Annotated in this window: 18 protein-coding genes; 14 read left to right on the top strand and 4 right to left on the bottom strand. The window is 37.3% G+C overall.

Features of this window, described 5'->3' with window-relative positions:
• Positions 1-17 precede the first annotated feature (17 nt).
• From EG339_RS10390 to EG339_RS10360, 7 genes are all read left to right on the top strand, one after another.
• On the top strand, positions 18-809 hold the full coding sequence (locus EG339_RS10390; protein WP_123870125.1) for a hypothetical protein: 792 nt from the start codon (positions 18-20) through the stop codon (positions 807-809).
• Positions 810-1,044: 235 nt separating this feature from the next.
• Entirely contained in the window at positions 1,045-2,175 is a 1,131-nt protein-coding gene (hppD, locus tag EG339_RS10385) for a 4-hydroxyphenylpyruvate dioxygenase (RefSeq protein ID WP_123870124.1), read from the top strand.
• 73 nt (positions 2,176-2,248) lie between these two features.
• Positions 2,249-2,710, top strand: a complete 462-nt coding sequence (locus tag EG339_RS10380; RefSeq protein WP_123870123.1) for a hypothetical protein — start codon at positions 2,249-2,251, stop codon at positions 2,708-2,710.
• Positions 2,711-2,766: 56 nt separating this feature from the next.
• Positions 2,767-4,014, top strand: a complete 1,248-nt coding sequence (gene fahA, locus EG339_RS10375; protein ID WP_123870122.1) for a fumarylacetoacetase — start codon at positions 2,767-2,769, stop codon at positions 4,012-4,014.
• 291 nt (positions 4,015-4,305) lie between these two features.
• Complete coding sequence (locus tag EG339_RS24760) at positions 4,306-4,380, top strand: hypothetical protein (protein WP_394343425.1); 75 nt, start codon at positions 4,306-4,308, stop codon at positions 4,378-4,380.
• A 44-nt stretch (positions 4,381-4,424) separates the two neighbouring features.
• The gene (locus EG339_RS10365; protein WP_123870121.1) at positions 4,425-5,246 is read left to right on the top strand and encodes a flavin reductase family protein; all 822 of its coding nucleotides are present in this window, start codon (positions 4,425-4,427) and stop codon (positions 5,244-5,246) included.
• Between the two features lie 13 nt (positions 5,247-5,259).
• Positions 5,260-5,865 carry a hypothetical protein gene (locus EG339_RS10360; RefSeq protein ID WP_123870120.1) on the top strand — a complete coding sequence of 202 codons (606 nt, stop codon included), beginning with the start codon at positions 5,260-5,262 and terminating at the stop codon, positions 5,863-5,865.
• Positions 5,866-5,987: 122 nt separating this feature from the next.
• Here the strand turns inward: EG339_RS10360 and EG339_RS10355 are convergent, their stop codons facing one another.
• Together EG339_RS10355 and EG339_RS10350 are read right to left on the bottom strand one after the other, a co-directional pair.
• The gene (locus EG339_RS10355; RefSeq protein WP_123870119.1) at positions 5,988-6,503 is read right to left on the bottom strand and encodes a hypothetical protein; all 516 of its coding nucleotides are present in this window, start codon (positions 6,501-6,503) and stop codon (positions 5,988-5,990) included.
• A 73-nt stretch (positions 6,504-6,576) separates the two neighbouring features.
• Positions 6,577-7,419 carry an alpha/beta hydrolase family protein gene (locus tag EG339_RS10350; RefSeq protein WP_123870118.1) on the bottom strand — a complete coding sequence of 281 codons (843 nt, stop codon included), beginning with the start codon at positions 7,417-7,419 and terminating at the stop codon, positions 6,577-6,579.
• Between the two features lie 71 nt (positions 7,420-7,490).
• Between EG339_RS10350 and EG339_RS10345 the strand changes: the two genes are divergently transcribed.
• From EG339_RS10345 to EG339_RS10330, 4 genes are all read left to right on the top strand, one after another.
• Positions 7,491-8,264, top strand: coding sequence for a HipA family kinase (locus EG339_RS10345; protein WP_123870117.1), 774 nt, complete (start codon positions 7,491-7,493; stop codon positions 8,262-8,264).
• Positions 8,251-8,634 (top strand): DUF3037 domain-containing protein, encoded by a 384-nt coding sequence (locus EG339_RS10340; RefSeq protein WP_123870116.1) that lies wholly within the window; start codon positions 8,251-8,253, stop codon positions 8,632-8,634. The genes EG339_RS10345 and EG339_RS10340 overlap by 14 nt, the downstream gene beginning before the upstream one ends.
• A gap of 21 nt (positions 8,635-8,655) precedes the next feature.
• The gene (locus EG339_RS10335; protein WP_123870115.1) at positions 8,656-9,693 is read left to right on the top strand and encodes an alpha/beta hydrolase; all 1,038 of its coding nucleotides are present in this window, start codon (positions 8,656-8,658) and stop codon (positions 9,691-9,693) included.
• Positions 9,694-9,885: 192 nt separating this feature from the next.
• Positions 9,886-11,727 carry a carbon starvation CstA family protein gene (locus EG339_RS10330; RefSeq protein WP_185147675.1) on the top strand — a complete coding sequence of 614 codons (1,842 nt, stop codon included), beginning with the start codon at positions 9,886-9,888 and terminating at the stop codon, positions 11,725-11,727.
• A 65-nt stretch (positions 11,728-11,792) separates the two neighbouring features.
• On the opposite strand, the gene EG339_RS10325 is transcribed toward EG339_RS10330, so the two are convergent.
• Both EG339_RS10325 and EG339_RS10320 read right to left on the bottom strand, forming a co-directional pair.
• Positions 11,793-14,570, bottom strand: a complete 2,778-nt coding sequence (locus EG339_RS10325; protein WP_123870114.1) for a TonB-dependent receptor plug domain-containing protein — start codon at positions 14,568-14,570, stop codon at positions 11,793-11,795.
• A gap of 229 nt (positions 14,571-14,799) precedes the next feature.
• A complete protein-coding gene (locus EG339_RS10320) occupies positions 14,800-17,133 on the bottom strand; it encodes an ATP-dependent helicase (protein ID WP_123870113.1) in 2,334 nt (777 codons plus the stop codon).
• A 231-nt stretch (positions 17,134-17,364) separates the two neighbouring features.
• On the opposite strand from EG339_RS10320, the gene EG339_RS10315 reads away from it, so the two are divergent.
• From EG339_RS10315 to secG, 3 genes are all read left to right on the top strand, one after another.
• Positions 17,365-18,678 (top strand): M16 family metallopeptidase, encoded by a 1,314-nt coding sequence (locus tag EG339_RS10315; protein WP_123870112.1) that lies wholly within the window; start codon positions 17,365-17,367, stop codon positions 18,676-18,678.
• A 7-nt stretch (positions 18,679-18,685) separates the two neighbouring features.
• Positions 18,686-20,716, top strand: a complete 2,031-nt coding sequence (locus EG339_RS10310; RefSeq protein ID WP_123870111.1) for a M16 family metallopeptidase — start codon at positions 18,686-18,688, stop codon at positions 20,714-20,716.
• Positions 20,717-21,010: 294 nt separating this feature from the next.
• Entirely contained in the window at positions 21,011-21,367 is a 357-nt protein-coding gene (gene secG / locus EG339_RS10305; RefSeq protein WP_123870110.1) for a preprotein translocase subunit SecG, read from the top strand.
• Positions 21,368-21,382: the final 15 nt, after the last annotated feature.

Below are 21,382 nucleotides of genomic sequence, written 5' to 3'. Positions count from 1 at the left end.
TTTCTAAAACGAGGAAATTGAAGACTATATATAATTCAATACGAGAAGAAGTTGTAAAGCATTCGAAGGTAAGGAATTCTGTTTTGGGGAATGTGAGTGAATGGAAGAGAAGCCATTATATTATTCTTTCCGAAATTATTAAAGATGAACTTTCTGAAGCTGAAGAACTTAAAGGGGGAAAAAAATTTGAGATAGGGACTACCATTTCCCATGTTACATTACAGCGTTTCTTTGAAAACGATTATCAGGACAAAACCCACAGCGATTTAAGATTCTTAAAAACTCTGGATAAAATATGCATTTTTCTGGGTTATAAAGATCTTAATGATTATATCCTTTCTATTAGGAGTAAAAAGAAGGATCCGGATGAAACAGATGATCTCTCATTCATGACCAGGTTGGTTTATGAGTATTGTGCCCAAGCTTTTGAGTTCTGTAAACAGTTCCCTAACCATAATACCGAACTTTTCAAGGATCTTGTATTTGATGATTCCCCATTTTTAGAAAGAATTTCACAGTTCAGTAAAGAACTTTGTGAAAAAGACTTTCATCTGGTAACCAGGAACAACCGTTCGAATTATGAAGTTTTCGACATTCATATCGTAACAGATGATCCGGAAAAGAAAATACTTGAAACCCAGGAATTCTGGAACCTGCTGTTCAAGGTAGGAGAAACCGGTGAAGAACACTTTGTAAACCAGCTCAGTACACAGATTTATTTCTTCAAGAAAATAGACAATACCTGGAAGATCTGGGACAATTACAATCCGGATGCAGGAATGCTGAACCGAAAGATAGAAGCTGAATAAAATAAGAAAGCCACAGGTTATCTGCGGCTTTCGTGTTCGAAATATTTTTTTCTCACTTGTTTTTTGTATTACAAAAGTAGGCAGGTTATTTCAGACTCAGGAAACTTAAATATACTTAAGTGAACACTTCTTAAACTTTATGTTAAATATATTCAATCAATCGGCCGTAATATTTTCGCTATATCCAAGAATTTTGTAATTTGCATACCAATAAAATAAAAGTAAAAGAGAAAATATGTCAACACTTACATTTGCCGAGAAAATTGCTCAAGCAGAAAATTTCTTGCCGATTAACGGTACAGATTATATTGAGTTTTATGTAGGAAATGCAAAACAGGCTGCCCATTATTACAAAACCGCTTTCGGGTTTCAGTCTGTAGCCTATGCGGGTCCCGAAACAGGAGTGAGAGACCGTGCATCTTATGTGCTTCAACAGGGAAAAATCAGACTGGTACTTACTACAGGGCTGAAATCTGACTCTCCTATCAGCGAACACGTAAAAAAACATGGTGACGGAGTAAAAATTTTGGCACTTTGGGTAGATGACGCGTATGCAGCTTTCGAAGAAACCACTAAAAGAGGTGGAAAGCCTTATTTAGAGCCGGTAACTTTAAATGATGAGCAAGGTGAAGTAAGAATGTCCGGAATTTATACATACGGAGAAACTGTTCACATGTTTATAGAAAGAAAAAATTATAACGGAGCTTTCATGCCAGGGTATGAAAAATGGGAAAGTGATTATAATCCTGAAGAAACTGGTTTATTATACGTAGACCACTGCGTAGGAAACGTAGACTGGAACAGAATGATCCCTACCGTAGAGTGGTATGAAAAAGTAATGGGATTCGTAAACATCCTTTCTTTTGATGACAAGCAGATCAATACAGAATATTCAGCACTGATGTCTAAAGTAATGTCCAACGGAAACGGATATGCAAAATTCCCTATCAATGAGCCTGCAGAAGGTAAAAAGAAATCCCAGGTAGAAGAATATCTTGATTTCTACGAGGGAGAAGGGGTACAGCACATTGCTGTTGCCACAAAAGATATCATCCACACAGTAAGTGAATTGAAAAAACGTGGTGTAGAGTTCCTTTCTGCCCCACCAGAGGCTTATTACGATATGGTTCCTGAAAGAGTAGGCCATATTGATGAAGATCTTAAAAAACTTCAGGAGTTAGGTATACTTATTGATCATGATGAAGAAGGATATCTGTTACAGATCTTTACCAAGCCTGTAGAAGACCGTCCTACTCTATTCTTCGAAATTATTGAAAGACATGGCGCACAGAGTTTTGGCGCCGGAAACTTCAAAGCATTGTTCGAAGCATTGGAAAGAGAACAGGAAAGAAGAGGAAATCTTTAATTTTACAAACAAAAATACTAAGTTTTGTCAGGATGCAAAGTTCTGACAAAACTTTTTTATAAAACACAGCATAATGAGAAAACTTTTAATTGGAATTCTATTCTTTGGAACTTTAGGTGTAAAAGCACAATACGGATCACTGAATGCAATTCTGGACAGACTTGAAGCGAGAAAAGGAATCAATCAGAATCTTGAAAAGGTAAATATTGACAACAAAAAGTTTGTTTTCATAAAAGATGAAGCAGACCATACGGAAAGAGATTTTATTGTTATCAAAGGGAACAGTGCAACCTATGTAGAGGTTTTTGATGATAAAGCTACCGGAGAAAGCAGCTCTAATGTATTTACCGGTGATATTATCAGAAAAAAGAACATCATTTCCTTACGGGCAGATGTACTTGAAGGTAAAAAAATCCCTATGCCTGTTACCAAAACACTACTGCTTACCCAACAGGACAATATCCTCTATCTTATTGATATCAATACCAGAGACCGGTGGATTGATGAAGCATCTTACTCAAAAAAGGCAAAATAAATATCTTGGGGAAAGTTTCTCAGGATGATATTTTAATCTAACTAAAATCTAAACTTATGAAATCATTTGTAGACTATTCCTCAAATTCGGATTTTTCTATACACAATATTCCTTTCGGAGTAGCAGTATTCAACAAAGAATATATCGGATGCTGCACAAGAATCGGAGATCAGGTTATTGATCTTGCTACCCTTTATGATCTTGGTTATTTTGAAGATATCGAAGGGTTGGATGACAATGTTTTTGAAGCCTATACGATCAATGAATTTATCGAGCTGGGTAAACCTGTTACCAATGCTGTGCGAACCAAAATTCAAACCCTATTACAGGAAGGATCTATTTTATCAAAAGATCAGAAAACCATTGAAGAGGCTTTCTATGATCTTGATAAGGTAAAAATGATGATGCCGGTTCATATACCGAACTATACAGACTTCTACAGCAGTATTGAACATGCTACCAATGTAGGAAAAATGTTTCGTGATCCTGCCAATGCCCTATTACCTAACTGGAAGCACTTACCGGTAGGTTACCATGGAAGAGCTTCCTCTATTGTTGTTTCCGGAACGGAAATTAACCGTCCTAAAGGCCAGATGAAGCCTGCCGATGCAGATAAACCTGTTTTCGGACCTTGCAGGCAACTTGATTTTGAACTTGAAATGGCTTTCATCATCAACAAAAATACAGAGATGGGAGAAAGCATTTCTACTAAAGATGCCGAAGATGCTATTTTCGGAATGGTAATATTCAACGACTGGTCTGCAAGGGATATTCAATCCTGGGAATATGTTCCGCTGGGACCATTTCTTGCAAAAAACTTCGGTTCATCTATTTCCCCGTGGGTAGTTACCCTTGAAGCACTAGAACCATTCAGAACCGCTTCTCCTAAACAGGATCCTGAAGTTTTAGACTACTTGAAATTTGAAGGTGACAAAAACTACGATATTAATCTTGAAGTTTACATCCAGCCTGAAAACGGAGACCAAAACCTGATCTGCGAAAGTAATTACAAACACATGTACTGGAATATGACCCAGCAGTTGGCCCACCACACTGTAAACGGATGTAATGTAGAAGTAGGTGATATGTATGCAAGCGGAACCATTTCAGGAAGTGATCCAAAATCTTTCGGTTCTATGCTTGAGTTAACCTGGAGAGGACAAAATCCTATATCATTAAGCAACGGTGAAGAAAGAAAATTCATTGAAGACAATGATACGGTTACCATGAAAGCCTGGGCTGAAAAAGATGGGGTGAGAGTAGGTTTCGGTGAAGTTTCCGGCAAAATTATTCCAACACTTTAAAAATTATTTAAACACTTTAGTTTTTTAAGTTACATAATAATGGTAAAATTAAGTTCACTTTAATTTTTGAAAATCTACGATTTTCATTTTCTCACTTGTATGAAGATCTCTATCATAAGGAAAAAGAAGTTGATCTATTAGGTTTAAAATATCGAAGTGAACTTGAAATACCGTTCTTTTATAAAGGAAGCCATATAAATTTGTAAAGTAAAGTGTGACTTTTTGATTGAAGAATTAATTGTTTAGAACTAATCAGTTACTGAAATTCATCAGATTCATAAAACACAGACTATGAATTATATGAAGCTTTTAAAAGTACCTCGTTCAATCTTAGTTAATTTTAATGTCACAAACCCTTATATGTAGTATCAGAAATAACTAAAAATTACTTAAGTGTTAAAAAGAAAAATATGAAAACAGTAATCCCCTCTGAAATAACCTCCGTACAGCTTCAAACTATTATGCAGACAGCCGTTTCGCCACGCCCTATTGCATTGGCTTCTACGGTGGATAAAGATGGTAACAGCAATTTATCTCCATTCAGTTTTTTCAATATGTTCAGTACGGTTCCCCCGATTCTGATCTTTTCACCATCAAGAAGAGTGCGTGACAATACCACGAAACATACCCTAGAAAATGTATTGGAAGTTCCGGAAGTGGTTATTGGAACAGTAAACTTCCCTATTGTACAGCAGATCTCTTTAGCTTCCACAGAATATGAAACAGGAGTGAATGAGTTTATAAAATCTGGTCTTACGATGAAAGATGCCGATCTTGTGAAACCTAAGCTGATTGAAGAATGCCCGGTGAACTTTGAATGTAAGGTTTTAGAGGTGAAATCTTTGGGAGATCAGGGTGGAGCAGGAAATCTGGTAATCTGTGAAGTTCAGAAAATTCATATCAGAGAAGAATATCTGAATGAGGCTGGAAATCTAGATCAGCAAAAGCTGGATATGGTAGCACGTTTAGGCAGCAATTGGTATTCAAGAAGTAATGAAAACAGCCTTTTTGAGGTTCCAAAGCCTTTGGTTACAAAAGGTATCGGCTTTGATCTTTTACCGGACGTTATCAAATACAGTAAAGTATTTACAGGAAATGATCTGGGAATGCTGGCCAATGTTGAAATTTTGCCTCTCGGAGAATATTATTCCGATGAAAATATTCATCAGAATGCTCAAAGGCTATTGCTAGAAAGTAAAATTGAAGAAGCCTGGAAGATCTTAATCAAATAATCTGAATATTCTCATGAAAAAATATATTTTCTTCTTTATCCTGTTCATCACCTTACAATCCTGTTACTATTATCCTGTAAGAAAAGATTATGGGATTTACAGTAAATCTCTGGTGTTTTCTAAAGACAAAAAATGGCTGATTAACAACATCAAAACAGGTGTGGAATCTCACCACAGGGAAATGATGGAAAAAGAGGTTATGCAGCTATTTCAAGAGCTAAGTAATGGAAATGCTTTTGATATGAAAACAGCAAAAGCAGAAAATCTGATTCAGAGCAGTATCCCGTTTGAGCCCCAAACAGAAGATCTTGAAACCTTGAAAAGCAGTTCTGACTTTAATTTTCTTGTCAACATTTATACTATGAGGGTTCGCAACAGCTTAGACCGTTCTATTGGTGAACTGGATGATTATAAGAAAAATGAAACCTTTGCGATGATGGACATTTATGATATCAAAACCTTGAAAAAAATATATTCATTGAAAGCTTATTCTGAATTTTCGCTGGAAAAAGGTGAAAAGGCAACCATTTTTACCCCGACAAGTGAAATGATGACCATGAAAAACTTCAGAAGCCTTTTAAAATCAGTAAAAAAGAACGCTGTAAGAACTGAAAAATAATTCAATACAAAAGGAGTGAAATTTCACTCCTTTTGTATTGAAAGCCACATTTACTGCGTCCGTCTGTCTGAACTTATTGTACCATTAATCAGAGTTAAAGATTACCAGCATTCAGAATTCTTTTATTTATTTTTCAGAGTTTCTGACACTGTAATTTTTCCCTTTTCTGCAAAGTCTGTTGCCTTACCGTTTTTATCAATGGAAATATTCAGGTTGTCATTTTTAGAGTCGTAATAAATATAGGTAGCATACCCGGGGCAATCATGCTGTTTACATCCATGAAGTTTATAAATCCCGTCATCAGATACAATAGGCCCCTCTACATTGAAATTTTTCAGCATTTCATCGTATTCTTTTCCAACCAGTTTCCTCACTCTTTCTGCAAAGCTTTTATCTTCAAATAATTTGATATCATGGGGATATTTACCTTCATTTTTGGTAATGACTTCAGCCTTAGCACCTGTTGAAGGTACTACAGCCGCTACTGAATCTGCCTTAGCATCCGCAGCAGAATCTTTTCGCATTACCGTAGCCAGCGTATCTGTACTTACAGAAGATTGAGTATTGGCTTCTTTTTTACAGGAAGCAACTGTTCCCAATAACAACAGCGCGAATGCGCCTGTAATAACTTTTTTCATAAAAATATTTTGTGGTTAATATATGATAACGTAATTCCAATAGCTTTATTTTAAATACTCACTTTTCCTGATGCTATTTTAGGTTTTTAACTAAAAAATCAATGCATTTTTCTGTTACCTTATTCAGATCATCCGGTAATTCAGGATTATTCCAGGGTTCTTTTGCTCCAAAAGTATGATTACCGCCCTCAATAAGGAAAAGCTCAGAATTAGGATTAAGAATATGAAGATGTTCTGCATGTTTTACATTTACAGCTTCATCTTCCGTCCCATGAATAATCAGCATATAGGCTTTTGCCATTTCGGTTGCACGTTCTACATCAAAACGGTGTATATTCTTTTCATAATCTTCATAAAATTGGTAATAATGAGGCATTTCCTGTTGAGTTCGGCCATTTAAAACATAATACACCCCTCCTCTTTTCCAGTTCTCCAAGAGTTCTCCTGTTGGGAAACGGTCTAAAGTATCTACGCTGGCCAGGGTGATTAACCCATTGATTCTTTCATCCTCAAAAGTTTTAATAATGGAAATTCCGCCTCCCCTGCTATGTCCTATCAGAATGATTTTTTCAGAATCTACATGTGGATCCTTAATAAAGGAGTCAATAACAATGCCTAGATCAGACAGTTCTTTGGTATAGTTATTATTCCCAAAAGCTTCGAGATCAGCAAAATGAAGAGGATCGTCTACCGTTGTTCCATTATGGGAAAAATTGAATTTTACAAAGAAAAATCCGGACTTTGCAAACTTTTCAGCCATCAAATCCCAGGCTCCCCAGTCTTTATAGCCTTTATATCCATGAACAAAGATCACCAGTGGCCGCTTTTCTGTGTTATCCATATAAAAACTATCCGCCAGAAAATTCCTTGTTTCCGGGTTTCCCAGTAAGATATCTTTTTTAATAATCAACTTCATACAACAAATACAATTTATTTTAATTGAAATTTATGAAAAAAACTATTAAAAAATAAGCTTAATTTTGCTTTATGCAGAATTTAAGAACGGTAACCGTAATGCGTTACATTCTGCCACTGAGAGAAGGAGGCTCCCTTCCTGCTCTGGCAGAAGCTGATGATGATTTTAAATATGTCTTAAAATTCCGTGGCGCAGGCCATGGGGTTAAGATGCTGATCTCTGAGTTTCTGGGAGGAAAGATTACAGAAGCCTTGGGATTAAAAATCCCTGAACTGGTCTTTATTAATCTTGATGCAGACTTTGGGAGAACGGAAGCAGATGAGGAAATACAGGATTTATTAAAGCATTCTGAAGGATTGAATCTTGGTTTGCATTATCTTTCTGGTTCCATTACCTACGATCCCGGAGTAAGTATTGATCCGCTTCTGGCTTCAAAAGTGGTATGGCTGGATGCTTTCATTACCAATATTGACCGTACTTTTAAGAATACGAATATGCTGATGTGGCACAAGGAACTTTGGATCATTGACAATGGAGCATCGTTCTATTTTCATCATTCGTGGCAAAATTTTGATGCGGCTGCCAAAACACCCTTCAAATATGTAAAAGACCATGTTCTTCTTCCTAAAGCCAGTAAGCTTGATGAAGCAGATAAATTTGCTCATGAGGTACTGAATGAAACCCTTTTCAGGGATATTGTTAATGCCATTCCTGAAGATTGGTTACACTGGAATGATGCCGATGAAAGTCCTGATGAGATTCGTGAAATTTATTTTCAGTTTCTGAAAACCCGCTTAGAAAACTCTCAAATCTTTGTAAACGAAGCTAAAAATGCAAGAGGATAAAATATATGAATATGCGGTAATACGCCTGGTACCCAAAGTTGAAAGAGAAGAATTTTTCAATATCGGATTGGTTATGTTTTCTAAAAAGGAAAAGTTCATCCGGGTAGAATTTTATTTATGTCCCGATAAATTTAAGCTGATGCACAGCAAACTGGATTATAATGATGTCATTCAAAACCTTGAAAGCTTCCGGAAAATAGCCAATGGAGATAAGGATGGCGGACCTATTGCCCTGCTTGAAGTTCCTGAACGTTTCCGCTGGCTGACTGCTGTAAGAAGTGCTGTAATACAAACTTCCAGACCTCATCCGGGAAAATCTAAAGATCTGAATGTTACTTTTGGTAAACTTTTTGAAGAGTTAGTAAAGTAATAATCTTCTTTAAAAAATTTTATGCAATTATCCATAAACAACATATCAATCAACAGGTTTTTCACAAACCTGTTTTTTGTTTTAATTTTAAGCATTTCAGGTTTATTTTTTTCACAATCATTTTCCCAGTCCCCTACACGCACTCCACGGTCAAAAAGCACCTTGCTTCCTGAAATTACTGCATTTACTGAAAATATTGTTTACAAAACCAGCAAAAAAGGAGATTCTATAAAGCTGGACCTTTATCTGCCGAAAAACGCTACTGCTGAAAAAATTCCTGTATTGATCTATATTCATGGCGGAGGCTGGATAGAAGGAAATAAAGAAATTCACGCAGATGATTATATTGAAAATACAATCAGAAAACTGACGGAAAGACAATATGCTGTCATCAGTATCAATTACACTCTTCTTAATGACAATACTCATTTTCCACTACCTTTAGAAGATGCCAAAGATGCAGTGAGATGGGTCAGAAAAAATGCAGAAAAGTATAACTTTGACACCAATAATATTGGTCTTTTCGGAGCTTCTGCAGGAGCACATCTTTCATTAATGGCAGCATATAGCCCGGACAATACTTTTATTGGAAGTCAGGAACTGGCTCCTTATTCTGCAAAAGTAAATTATGTTATTGATCATTATGGACCGGTTGATTTGAATAAACTTTTCCACACCAGACTGGGTACTATCCCGGTTTCTATGGTTAAAATGATTTCAAAGAAAATTGTAGACCTGCAACAGGGACTTGTAAAGGGAATGTCTGGTTATAACCTGAATAAAGATCAGGATAGAGCCATAGAATATTTAAAAACCATATCTCCGGTTACCTATACTTCAACAGGTGTTCCTACTTTGATAGTTCAGGGAAATCAGGATAAAATAGTTCCTATAAGCCAATCAAAAAAACTGCACAGAAGATTAAAACGAGCCAATATTGAAACTTCTTTACTGGTTATTGATAAAGGTGTTCATAGTTTTTCAACTACGGATAAAGATACTCTGGATAAAATGACAGACCAAATGGTGGATTTCATTGTTTCTCAGAAAAAACAATAATACATATCACTTAACAAAAATACCATAAATGCTTATTAATTAAACATTTAAACAAACAACGAACAGCAAATATGCTAGATTGATATACATATTACTATTTTTTATCTCAAAAATAATTACCTTGGCTATTGTTTAAGTTTTTCATAATAAAACAGTATTTAAATTAATTATTCATTAAAAAAAATAAGCAATATGGATTCTCTAAATAATATCAACGCCCTTACTCTCATATTTGCCTCTGTCCTTATTTTTGCAATAGCTTACCGCTTCTATGGTATTTTTATAGCCAATAAAGTTCTCAGGCTTAACGATCAGAATGTAACCCCTGCGGTAGAATTTGCAGATGGTAAAGATTATGTTGCTACGAATAAAAATGTGCTGTTTGGGCATCATTTTGCGGCTATTGCTGCTGCCGGCCCATTGGTAGGGCCTGTTCTCGCTGCACAGTTCGGATATCTTCCCGGTGCACTATGGATCCTGATTGGCTGTGTGTTAGGAGGCGGAGTTCATGATATGGTTGTTCTTTTTGCCTCTGTGAGGCATAAAGGGCAGAGTCTTGCCACCATTGCTTCCAAAGAAATTGGTAAAGCAACCGGAACTGTAGCCGGTTTTGCCATACTGTTCATCCTGGTGCTTACTTTGGCAGGTTTATCTCTGGCATGTATCAATGCTATGCATGAAGCTGCCTGGTCGCTTTTCACAGTAGTCATTACAATGCCTATTGCCATTATTATGGGGCTTATCATGCGCTATAAAAAGAACAGTGTTCTGTTTGCAAGTATCTTAGGAGGCATCCTTTTGATTGCAGGAATCATCGGTGGCCACGGGCTGATGCAGAATCCAGCCATGAATAATTTATTTTCATGGAATATTAAAACAATTTCCATTGCAATTCCATTATATGGTTTTATTGCTTCTGTATTACCGGTATGGCTTCTTTTAGTTCCCAGAGATTATCTTTCCACTTATTTAAAAATAGGTACTATTATTATGCTGGCCATTGGGGTAATTGTTATTCACCCTACTGTACAGATGCCCGCTATCACAGCCTTTGTAAACGGCGGCGGACCTATTATTGGAGGTCCTGTACTTCCTTTCATTTTTATTGTCATTGCCTGCGGAGCAATTTCAGGATTCCACGCTGTGATTGCTACGGGAACCACCCCAAAAATGCTTAATAAAGAAAGAGAAATTCTTTTTGTTGGGTATGGAGCCATGCTTGTAGAAGGCTTTGTGGCATTAATGGCACTTATTGCAGCCTGTACGCTGATGCCAGGTGATTATTTCGCTATTAATACCCCTAAAGAAGCGTATGATTCATTTCTGGCTGCACACCCGGCTCTACATGGTGTAGACATTGATTATTATTCACAAAAAATAGGAATTGATCTTTATGGCAGAACCGGAGGTGCAGTATCTCTGGCGGTAGGGATGGCCCACATTTTTAATAAAATTCCTTATATGGATCAGCTGACTGCCTATTGGTATAATTTTGCGATTATGTTTGAGGCTGTGTTTATCCTTACGGCTATTGACGCGGGAACAAGGGTTGGGCGCTTCTTTTTACAGGAAATGCTGGGTTCTGTAGTTCCTAAATTTAATGATAAAAACTGGATTCCCGGGATCATTATCAGCAGCCTTCTTTTCACTTTTGCATGGGGATATCTGGTGTATACCGGAAATGTGAACAGTATCTGGCCTTTATTCGGGATCAGTAATCAGCTATTGGCAGCCTGTGGACTTATTGTCTGCACAACAATGCTAATCAGGATGAATAGAGGAAAATATGCATTATGTTCAGCTGTTCCGGGAGTTTTTATGGCCGGGATCACCTTCTGGGCCGGTTATATTCAGGTAACTTCTATTTATATTCCCAAAGGACAATATTTACTTGCTGCATTGGCGGTAACCGCAATGATCCTTATGCTGATTGTATTCATAGGAGCCTTCAGAAAATGGTATCAGCTGCTGCAGATCAACACAACAGAAATTGACCATTATGGAGAGCCGGTGAAAGAGCTTGTAGAAAGATAAAGCTAGTTTATCATTGAAAAAACAGCTCAGAAAAATCTGAGCTGTTTTTATATAGTATCAATCTTTTAAAAATTAAAATTAAGTCTGGTGAAAACATACCTTCCGTTCTGCCCAAACTGTGAAGTGGAACGTGAGTAAATAAACTGGTCGTTATTACTTGAAGCCGGTAGATTTTTAGTAGGATAGATATCAAACAGATTGTTGACTCCTACAGTTAATCCAATATTTTTGGTAAACTGATACGCAGCTGAAATATCTGTAATAATTTTATCTCCTATGGTCTGGTGTTCTCTAGGATCAAGGATTCCGTCACCATTCACATCAATATTGTCTGCTCCGGTTACTTTTCCGAAATAAGTATTTCTAAGGTAGAAACTTGCGCCTTTCCATGTTAGGGTGTGAGAGAGGCTTGCTTTTACTCTAGGCACGGCTTCTTCCAGATAGATTCTCGATTTTTCAGAGAAATAGATCTTTTCAAGCTTTGGAGATTTTAACAGTCCAGCTGAATGAATCTCCCCGACCTGTTTTGTCTGGTTTAAGTTAATGGCAAAGTTATTATCCAGTTTTACGCCTGAAAATCTTGCGTTATGGGAAATAACGATATCCAGTCCTTTGGTTTCCGTATCAATGGCATTGGTAAAAAACTGGGCTGCATTCACATTTAATTTATCAAATTCTATCTGGGCATCTGTAGGTACATCTTTTCTCAAGAACTGATCGGTAAGGATAATTCTGTTGTCAATTTTTGTAAAATATCCATCAGCAGTAAAGGTCAGATTCACAGTCGGAATTTTATATGTAAATCCTACGCTTGCAGATTTTGAGGTTTCCTGTTTCAGTTTTGGGATGTTCAGCTTTCCTGCCAATTGGGAATCATTACTGTATGTTCCTACTTCAAGAAGCTGGCCATTGGTAAATAACGTAGAACTTACATTATAATAGATCTGGTGAATAGATGGCGCTCTGAATCCTGTAGAGCCTGCAAATCTTATATTGAAGTTAGGATCTACTTTAATTCTTGAAGCTAATTTATAATTGAATGTAGACCCGAAATCTGAATAGTTCTCATATCTCGCAGCTGCATCTACCAAAAGCCAGTTGGTAAAGTTTAGCTCTACATCTGCATAAGCCGCTAAAGACTGTCTGTTCTTATTCACCGCATTTTCAGGCTTAAATCCGCCAAACACCTGTGAACCTCCCGGAAGAGGCTGCCCAAAAAAGTCTGTAGGCCTTTGGGTTGTATTATTCCATGGATTTCCGAAAACATCATACGTGGTATAGGATGCATCCTCACCTGCTGTCATTTTAAAGTTTTCAAAACGGTGTTCTCCACCAAATGCTACATTCATCCCATCCAATACATCATATTTTTTAGAGAAATCTAAATTGATAGTATTTTGGGTAAACCTTAATCCACCTGCATCAAACTCATTGGGAGAGGCAAATCTTAAAGAAGTGTTTCCGGTATTACGGATGTTATAAGTGAATGAATTCTGCCCAAAAGTATTACTGAAATCAATATTCCAGCCGTCCCATTTTCCTTTAATTCCTGCAGCTAATGAAATATCCTGAATATCAGTTCCAATCTGTGGAAGGTAGCCATTAGGATATAGGCCTGTAAATGTTCTGCTCTCTCTGGGTCTTCTGTAGAACCCTCCGGAAACACCATGTCTCAAACTGTATCCGCCAAAAGTATATACCTTCCAGTTATCACTTACAGGAACCTCAGCATTAATAAAAAGCTGGTGGTTATTAAGCTTAGACTGCCCTACCTGCATATTGAAATCTTTTCTTGTCTGCCCCCTGTAAGCCAGTTCATTATCTGTAACATCAAAATTCAATAAAGATTGAAGTCCCTTTTGAATAACATTCCCTGCTCCATCTTTGATATCTTGAATCGTATTAGCGCCTTGGATAGCTGCTAATTGGCCAGGAGTAAAATAATTGACTCCCTGAGCATACTGATGAATATAGTTGATGATTTGCTGTGAATTAGGTGTATTTCCAATATCAGTAAAAAGAGAAGAGAGATTTACTCCATCTTTCAATGCAAGTTGCTCAATGGCGTTGTAAGCATTATAAAGCGTTCCTGATTCTGTTCCGGCTCTATAGGTAGGATTTCTGAATTGGGAAGACCAGGTAATATTGAAAAAACCACCTTTGGTTCCAATCTTATTACCATAGTTTAAGTCTAATTGGATATTCTGACCATCAAAATTTCCGGTATGATCGTTAGCAGTAGGGGTTAAATTCCCACCATAACTGATCTGACCGGCTAATTTCCCTGTATCCCTTTTCAGTTCAAGGTTCATTACACCGGCGATAGCATCAGATCCATACTGTGCGGCTGCTCCATCTCGTAATACTTCTATTCTGTTTAGAGCAAAGGAAGGAATGGCATTCAAATCCGTTCCTACGGTTCCTCTTCCCGGTGTTCCGTTAACGTTCACTAAGGCAGAGGTATGCCTTCTTTTTCCATTAACCAATACCAATACCTGATCTGGTCCTAAACCTCTTAACTGGGCCGGATCCAAATGGTCTGTTCCATCAGAATTGGTTTGAATGGTAGAGGTAAAAGACGGTGCAATGGCATTCAGAATCTGTCCGATGTTAGACTGTGGCAGTACTACCGCCGCTTCCTTCAGGTTGAATACATCCACAGGAACCGGACTGTCTGTCTTCGATCTTGCTCCGGCTCTGGAACCCAGAATAACAACTTCTTCTACATCATTGGTTTTAACACTGTCTTTTTTTATTTTGATACTGTCTTTTTCCTGTCCATAGGTAAAAACTCCCAGAAAAAACAGAACAGAGGCCGAAAAAATAGTTTTTTTATTACTCATATCATTTCATCAGTTTGATTAAACATTTATGTTTTTTGCAGGTGCAAATGTAAAATATATTTATTAGTCTACAAAAATAATAGACTTTATTTTTGTAAAAAATGATAATCGTTTCTTTCTATCCCTTATTAAAAATACTACTTTTTCCAATAAGTTAAGAGATACTTTATAAAAAAACGGATTCATTTTTCTGAATCCGTTTATAGTATTTTAAAAGCTGTTTTCAGCATTAAATCTTGGTAAGTTTAGCATATTTCAGTATCAGGTTCTTTTCACCTTCATGCATAAATACTACTTTTGCTTTGATATTCTGAGGGTCTGTTCCGTCCAGGAAAGTAACCTCTCCTATTCCGAAACGGTCATGTCTTACTTTATCTCCCACTTCAATATCCTGAGAAGAAGCGCCGCTTGGGTTAATAATTTTAGCTGTGCTTACCGGCTTCAGTTTTCTTACTTCCGGAGCAGGTTTTGAGCTATCATCACTCCTGTTAAGTGTTTTTTTCTCTACTTTTTTAAAAGATCTTACTTCAGAGGGATGCTCATCAAAAATATTGGATTTCACTCCTGAATTATTGATAAACCTTTTTTCCATAGCAGGATTCAGGAATTCTATATATTCATCATCAATCTCGCTCAGGAACCTTGACGGTTCTGCATCGGTAATTTTCCCCCACTGGAAACGGGAAACCGCATAAGAGAAAAATGCCTGCTTCTCTGCCCTGGTTAGCGCTACATAAAATAACCGCCTCTCTTCTTCAAGATCTTCTCTGGTTGCTGAACTCATGAAACTCGGGAAAAGATTTTCTTCAAGACCTACCAGGTGAACTACAGGAAATTCAAGACCTTTGGAGAGGTGAATCGTCATCAGAGAAACCATATCATCTTCCAGGTCTTTATCCTGTGTATCTGCCGACAGGGCAATATTCTCAAGGAAATTGGAAAGGCTCGGATCTCCGTCTTCCAACTGCATCTGTTCTTCAATAAACCCCTGCATAGAGTTCATTAATTCCTGGACATTTTCTACTCTTGAAATTCCTTCGGGTGTCTGGTCGTCTTTTAAGAACTTAATCAAACCACTGCGTTTTGCTACTTCCATGGCAACACTATAGGCTGTTTCAGTCTTCAACAGCACCTGGAATGCTTTGATCATCGACCAGAAATCATTAAGTTTGTTCAATACCCCATTGTTTAGCCCTAATTGAGGAGCATAGATCGGTAAATTATCAAGAACTTTTGAAACAGGAATATTCTGAGCATCTGCAAACACGATCAGTTTATTCTGGGTAGTATCTCCAATACCTCTGGCCGGATAGTTTATGATTCGCATCAATGCCTCTGAATCATTTTCATTGATCAAAAGACGCAGATAGCCGATTAGATCTTTTACTTCTTTTCTTTGGTAGAATGAAAGTCCTCCATATACTTTGTACGGAATATTTTTACGTCTCAGGGCGTCTTCAAATGCTCTGGTCTGTGAGTTGGTTCTGTATAAAATAGCAAAATCACTGTACTTTCTCTGGTCACGGTTGCGCAGTTCCCAGATATTCCCGGCCACAAAGTTAGCTTCATCAGCATCGGAAAGTGAACGGTATATTTTAATTTTATCTCCTACCTCGTTATCACTGAAAACGTTTTTCTTAAACTGCTGTAAGTTTTTCGCAATAACAACATTGGCTGCGTTTACAATATTTTGTGTGGAACGGTAATTTTGTTCCAAAGAAACTGTAATCGCATCCGGGTAATCTTTTTTAAAATTCAGGATGTTATAGATATTGGCACCACGGAAAGAGTAAATAGACTGTGCATCATCTCCTACCACACAAATATTTTCAAACTTAGACGCCAGGGCCTTTACAATAAGGTACTGGGAATGGTTGGTATCCTGATACTCATCTACCATAATATACCTGAACCTGTCCTGGTATTTTGCCAGTACTTCGGGAAAACGAGTCAATAATTCATTGGTTTTTAACAATAAATCATCAAAATCCATTGATCCGTTTTTGAAACACTGTTCAACATATCTCTGGTAAATCTGGCCGATGAATTTCATATTAGCCTTTTCATCAGCTTCCATTAATTCCGGATTGTTGAAATAAGCTTTAACGGTAATCAGGTTGTTTTTGTAGGTTGAAATTCTTGCCTGAACTTTCTTAGGTTTATAAAGATCTGCATCAATATTCATATCCTTCAGCACTTTTTTAATCACATTCAGGGCATCCTGCTGATCATAAATGGTAAAATTGGAAGGATATCCCAGATAATGCGCCTCAATTCTCAAAATTCTTGCAAAAACCGAGTGAAATGTCCCCATCCATAGGCTTCTTGCATTACTGTCTCCTACAACCTTTGCGATACGTTCCTTCATTTCACGTGCCGCTTTATTGGTAAAGGTAAGTGCCAGGATATTGAAAGGATCTATCCCGTTATGGATAAGGTGGGCAATACGCATCGTAAGCACACGTGTTTTCCCGGAACCAGCTCCAGCAAGTACCATCAGAGGGCCTTGTAAAGAGGTAACGGCTTCATATTGTGATTCATTGAGTCCTTTCAGATAATCCATACTGCAAAAAATTTGGGAACACAAAATTAAGATATTCAAAGGAGAATTCAAATTATGAAATGTGAATCGTCAATTTTGCCCGCAAGTGAATGGTGAATAGGTATGGCTTATAAAGTTGACAAGCAAAGCGAATTAACCGTTCACTATTGACTTATCTCCCACAATATCTACCTTTATTTTTGTAACATTCCGTTCAATTTTCCTACTAATTGATAAACAATTTCTAACTTTATGAAAAAGCGTCTTCTTTCTGCTGCTGCTGTAGCTTTCTTTGGGCTCATGCTGAATGCACAGCAAATTAAATTCGAAGAGTATGATCTTCCCAATGGTCTTCATGTAATTCTTCATCAGGATAATTCAGCTCCGGTGGTCACTACGGGTGTTATGTATCATGTTGGAGCAAAAGATGAGGTAAAAGGAAGAACCGGTTTTGCTCATTTCTTTGAACACCTTTTATTCGAAGGAACTCCAAACATTAAGAGAGGTGATTGGTTCAAGATTGTTTCTTCAAACGGAGGACAAAACAATGCCAACACTACTAATGACAGAACCTATTACTATGAGACTTTCCCTTCCAATAATGAACAGCTTGGACTTTGGATGGAAGCTGAAAGAATGCGTCACGCTGTGATCAACCAGGTTGGAGTAGACACACAAAGAGAAGTGGTAAAGGAGGAAAAAAGATTAAGAATGGATAACCAGCCTTATGGAAACCTTTTCTCTACAATTCAGAAGAATCTGTTTACCAATCACCCATACAACTGGCCAACCATTGGATCTATGGAAGATCTTAATGCAGCAAAGCTTGAAGAGTTCCAGGCTTTTTATAAGAAATTCTATGTGCCAAACAATGCTACTTTAGTGGTTGCAGGGGATATCAAACCTGAACAGACTAAAAAATGGATTGAAGAATACTATGGAGGTATTCCAAAAGGAACAGTTTATCCAAAAGATTTCCCTAAAGACGCTCCTATTACTCAGGAAAAGGAGGTTACTGCCACAGACCCGAACATTCAGCTTCCCGCTTATGTTTTCGCTTACAGAACTCCTGCCAATAAAGAAAAAGATGCTTACGTTTTAGATATGCTTTCTTCTTATTTAAGCAATGGAAAATCTTCTGTATTATATAAAAAATTGGTTGATCAGGATAAAAAAGCACTTCAGGTAGCGGCCTTCAATCAGGGGCTTGAAGACTACAGTATTTTTGCATTCTTTGCGATTCCTATGGGACAAACATCTAAACAGACTTTACAGGCTGATATTGATGCAGAGATCAAAAAACTTCAGACAACTTTAATTTCTGATGAAGATTATCAAAAAATCCAGAATCAGTTTGAAAACCAATTTGTAAACCAGAACTCAAGCATTCAGGGAATTGCAGCTTCTTTGGCTACCAACCATGTACTGATGGGAAATACTAACCTTATCAATAAGGAAATTGATATTTACAGATCCATCACTAAGCAGGATATTCAAAATGCAGCTAAAAAGTATCTGAATTCCAACCAAAGAATCATTATCAATTATGTTCCTGAGAAAAAATAATTTACCCATGAAAAAGCAATTCACTTATATAGCAGCGGCATTTTTATTTGCAGCAATGCTTTCTGCCCAAAAAACAGATCTTAATGCAATGCCTAAACCGGGGCCTACGCCTGTCATCAACATTGCGAAACCAAAAACTTTTCAACTCAGCAACGGATTAACTGTGATGGTGGTTGAAAATAACAAACTGCCAAGGGTAAACACTACTCTTTCTATGGACAGACCTCCTTATTATGAAGGAAATATAGCAGGAGTAAGCCAACTGATGGCAGAACAACTTGATAACGGAACAACCAACCTGAGCAAGGATGAATTCAATAAAAAAGTAGACTTTCTGGGAGCCAACATCAACTTTTCTTCCAATGGTGCTGCTTCAAACTCTCTTTCAAAATATTTCCCTGAAGTATTGGGGTTAATGGCAGATGCCATTGTGAATCCAAAATTCTCGGCTGAAGAGATTCAAAATGCAAAAGAAAGAATTATTGAAGGATTAAAAGCAGATGAAAAAAATGCTTCGTCCATTGCTGAAAGAGTATCCAATGCTCTGATGTACGGGAAGAATACTTCCAGAGGAGAATTTGAAACCATTGAATCTATTAATAAAATTCAACTGGCAGATGTTCAGAATATTTACAATAAATACTATGCTCCGGATAATGCTTATTTAGTAATTGTTGGAGATGTAAAATTCGATCAGATCAAACCTTTGGTTGAGAAAGCTTTCGGAAGCTGGAAAAAATCCAATACAAAATTTGCAGCCTTAGAGCCTGCCTCAAATGTTGCCAAAACAGAGATCAATGTGGTAGATGTACCGTCTGCGGTTCAATCTGTTCTGTCTGTGAGCAATCTTAACAACCTTAAGATGAAGGATCCAAATTACTTCCCTGCTACAATGGCTAACTATATTCTAGGTGGTGGTGGCGAAGCAAGGCTTTTCATGAACCTTAGAGAAAAGAATGGGTTTACATACGGAGCTTATTCCAGTATGAATGCCAGCAAGTATTCTCCTGATTTTTCAGCTGAAACCAGTGTAAGAAATGAGGTTACGGATAAAGCTGTGAAGGAAATGATGAATGAGCTTAACGCCATTTCTACTGTAAAACCAGAGGAATTGGAAAATGCTAAAGCTAAGCTGAAAGGTTCTTTCATTATGTCTTTAGAGAAACCGGAAACCATAGCTAAATTTGCATTGAACCAAAAAGTTCAGGATCTTCCGGCAGATTTTTATACCAATTATCTAAAATCAATTGATAAAGTTACTGCTGCTGATATTTCTAATGCTGTAAAAGCTACCATTCTTCCGGACCAAAGCAGGATTTTTATAGCCGGTAAGGCATCTGATATTGCCGAAGGACTTGAAAAGCTGGGATATCCTGTGAAGTATTTTGACAAGGAAGCTAATCCGGTTGCAAAACCTACGGCACAGAAAGTGGATGCAAATGTAACTATAGGTTCTGTAGCAGAGAAATATATCAATGCTATCGGAGGCTTGGCAGCCCTTCAGAAAGTAACTTCCATTACAGCTGATGCTACTACCAAAGTTCAGGGAATGGATATGAACATGAAACTGATCCAGGGAAAAGGCGGTAAAATGATGATGGATATGAAAATGATGGGCAATACTCTTCAGAAAATCGTTTTTGATGGTAAGGACGGTTATGTTGAAGCGCAGGGAAAAAAAATACCCCTGAATGACAAGCAGAAAACGTCTATGGCTGAGCCTGAACTTTTCCCGGAGCTTACTTTCGCTAAATCCACGGAGCTAAAGCTGGCAGGAATTGAAAAATACAATAACGAGGATTCTTATGTGGTGAAAGGACCGAAACAAACCTATTATTACAGTGTGAAAACAGGTTTAAAAACGGGGGAAGTAAAAACAGGGGAAGGAGGTTCTATGCCTACAAACTTCGCAGATTATAAAGATGTTTCAGGAATAAAGCTACCCTTCACCATTATCCAGAATATGGGCGGAATGGAAATCAACCTGGCGGTACAGTCTTATCAGCTTAACCAGGCGAAGGATTCTGACTTTAAATAAATTAACAAACATTTTTAATAGAAAAGCTATCTCATCGGGATAGCTTTTTGTTTACATATGTTCAATAATACCTCTGTACCCAAACGATCTGTGCTCTGCAAAATCAGCAAGGATGTTTAAAACAATCCAAACATAGATAGATAAGCATACTTCTATTTGTCTTTCCTCTGTTTTAAGTACAAAATCATTGTTTGATTTTTATTTTTTTGTGATTGTGCCATATTTACCAGTATCTTTTTTTGTCATTCAGTAAAAAAAGATTAAATTTGCCCATTCAAAAAGATATCAGAATTAATGGATACTATATTTACACTATTGATGGTTCTTATTATGATTGCCAGTGTTTTATTGGTAATTGTTGTTATGGCTCAAAACCCAAAAGGTGGAGGTCTTTCCAGTACTTTCGGAGGGGCATCTTCTGCACAGTTTGGAGTACAGAGAACCAATGATTTCATGGAAAAAGCAACATGGACTCTAGGCGGAACTATCATCGTTCTTATCCTTTTAAGCGTTATTATTACAGGTAAACCGTCACAAGCGGCTCCTGTTCAGCAGCAACCAGCTAAAAAAGAAGCTCCGGCAAAACAATCTGCTCCTGCTTCTTCTACAACCAACGCTCCGGTTCCAACACCAGTGGCACCAGCTAAATAAGAATATTATTTTTCT

The organism is Chryseobacterium bernardetii, from assembly GCF_003815975.1.
In the GTDB taxonomy this organism is placed as follows: Bacteria; Bacteroidota; Bacteroidia; order Flavobacteriales; family Weeksellaceae; genus Chryseobacterium; species Chryseobacterium bernardetii.
Note: the sequence above shows the minus strand (reverse complement) of the source record. Positions and strands in the feature narration are given on the sequence as shown.

What these genes read in the sequence shown, in the direction of transcription:
- secG (WP_123870110.1), top strand. Translation starts at nt 21,011, where the DNA reads ATGGATACTATATTTACACTATTGATGGTTCTTATTATGATTGCCAGT.
- EG339_RS10335 (WP_123870115.1), top strand. Translation starts at nt 8,656, where the DNA reads ATGCAATTATCCATAAACAACATATCAATCAACAGGTTTTTCACAAAC.
- EG339_RS10360 (WP_123870120.1), top strand. Translation starts at nt 5,260, where the DNA reads ATGAAAAAATATATTTTCTTCTTTATCCTGTTCATCACCTTACAATCC.
- EG339_RS10355 (WP_123870119.1), bottom strand. Translation starts at nt 6,503, where the DNA reads ATGAAAAAAGTTATTACAGGCGCATTCGCGCTGTTGTTATTGGGAACA.
- EG339_RS10345 (WP_123870117.1), top strand. Translation starts at nt 7,491, where the DNA reads ATGCAGAATTTAAGAACGGTAACCGTAATGCGTTACATTCTGCCACTG.
- EG339_RS10310 (WP_123870111.1), top strand. Translation starts at nt 18,686, where the DNA reads ATGAAAAAGCAATTCACTTATATAGCAGCGGCATTTTTATTTGCAGCA.
- EG339_RS10350 (WP_123870118.1), bottom strand. Translation starts at nt 7,419, where the DNA reads ATGAAGTTGATTATTAAAAAAGATATCTTACTGGGAAACCCGGAAACA.
- hppD (WP_123870124.1), top strand. Translation starts at nt 1,045, where the DNA reads ATGTCAACACTTACATTTGCCGAGAAAATTGCTCAAGCAGAAAATTTC.
- EG339_RS10365 (WP_123870121.1), top strand. Translation starts at nt 4,425, where the DNA reads ATGAAAACAGTAATCCCCTCTGAAATAACCTCCGTACAGCTTCAAACT.
- EG339_RS10320 (WP_123870113.1), bottom strand. Translation starts at nt 17,133, where the DNA reads ATGGATTATCTGAAAGGACTCAATGAATCACAATATGAAGCCGTTACC.
- EG339_RS10330 (WP_185147675.1), top strand. Translation starts at nt 9,886, where the DNA reads ATGGATTCTCTAAATAATATCAACGCCCTTACTCTCATATTTGCCTCT.
- EG339_RS10325 (WP_123870114.1), bottom strand. Translation starts at nt 14,570, where the DNA reads ATGAGTAATAAAAAAACTATTTTTTCGGCCTCTGTTCTGTTTTTTCTG.
- fahA (WP_123870122.1), top strand. Translation starts at nt 2,767, where the DNA reads ATGAAATCATTTGTAGACTATTCCTCAAATTCGGATTTTTCTATACAC.
- EG339_RS10340 (WP_123870116.1), top strand. Translation starts at nt 8,251, where the DNA reads ATGCAAGAGGATAAAATATATGAATATGCGGTAATACGCCTGGTACCC.
- EG339_RS10380 (WP_123870123.1), top strand. Translation starts at nt 2,249, where the DNA reads ATGAGAAAACTTTTAATTGGAATTCTATTCTTTGGAACTTTAGGTGTA.
- EG339_RS10315 (WP_123870112.1), top strand. Translation starts at nt 17,365, where the DNA reads ATGAAAAAGCGTCTTCTTTCTGCTGCTGCTGTAGCTTTCTTTGGGCTC.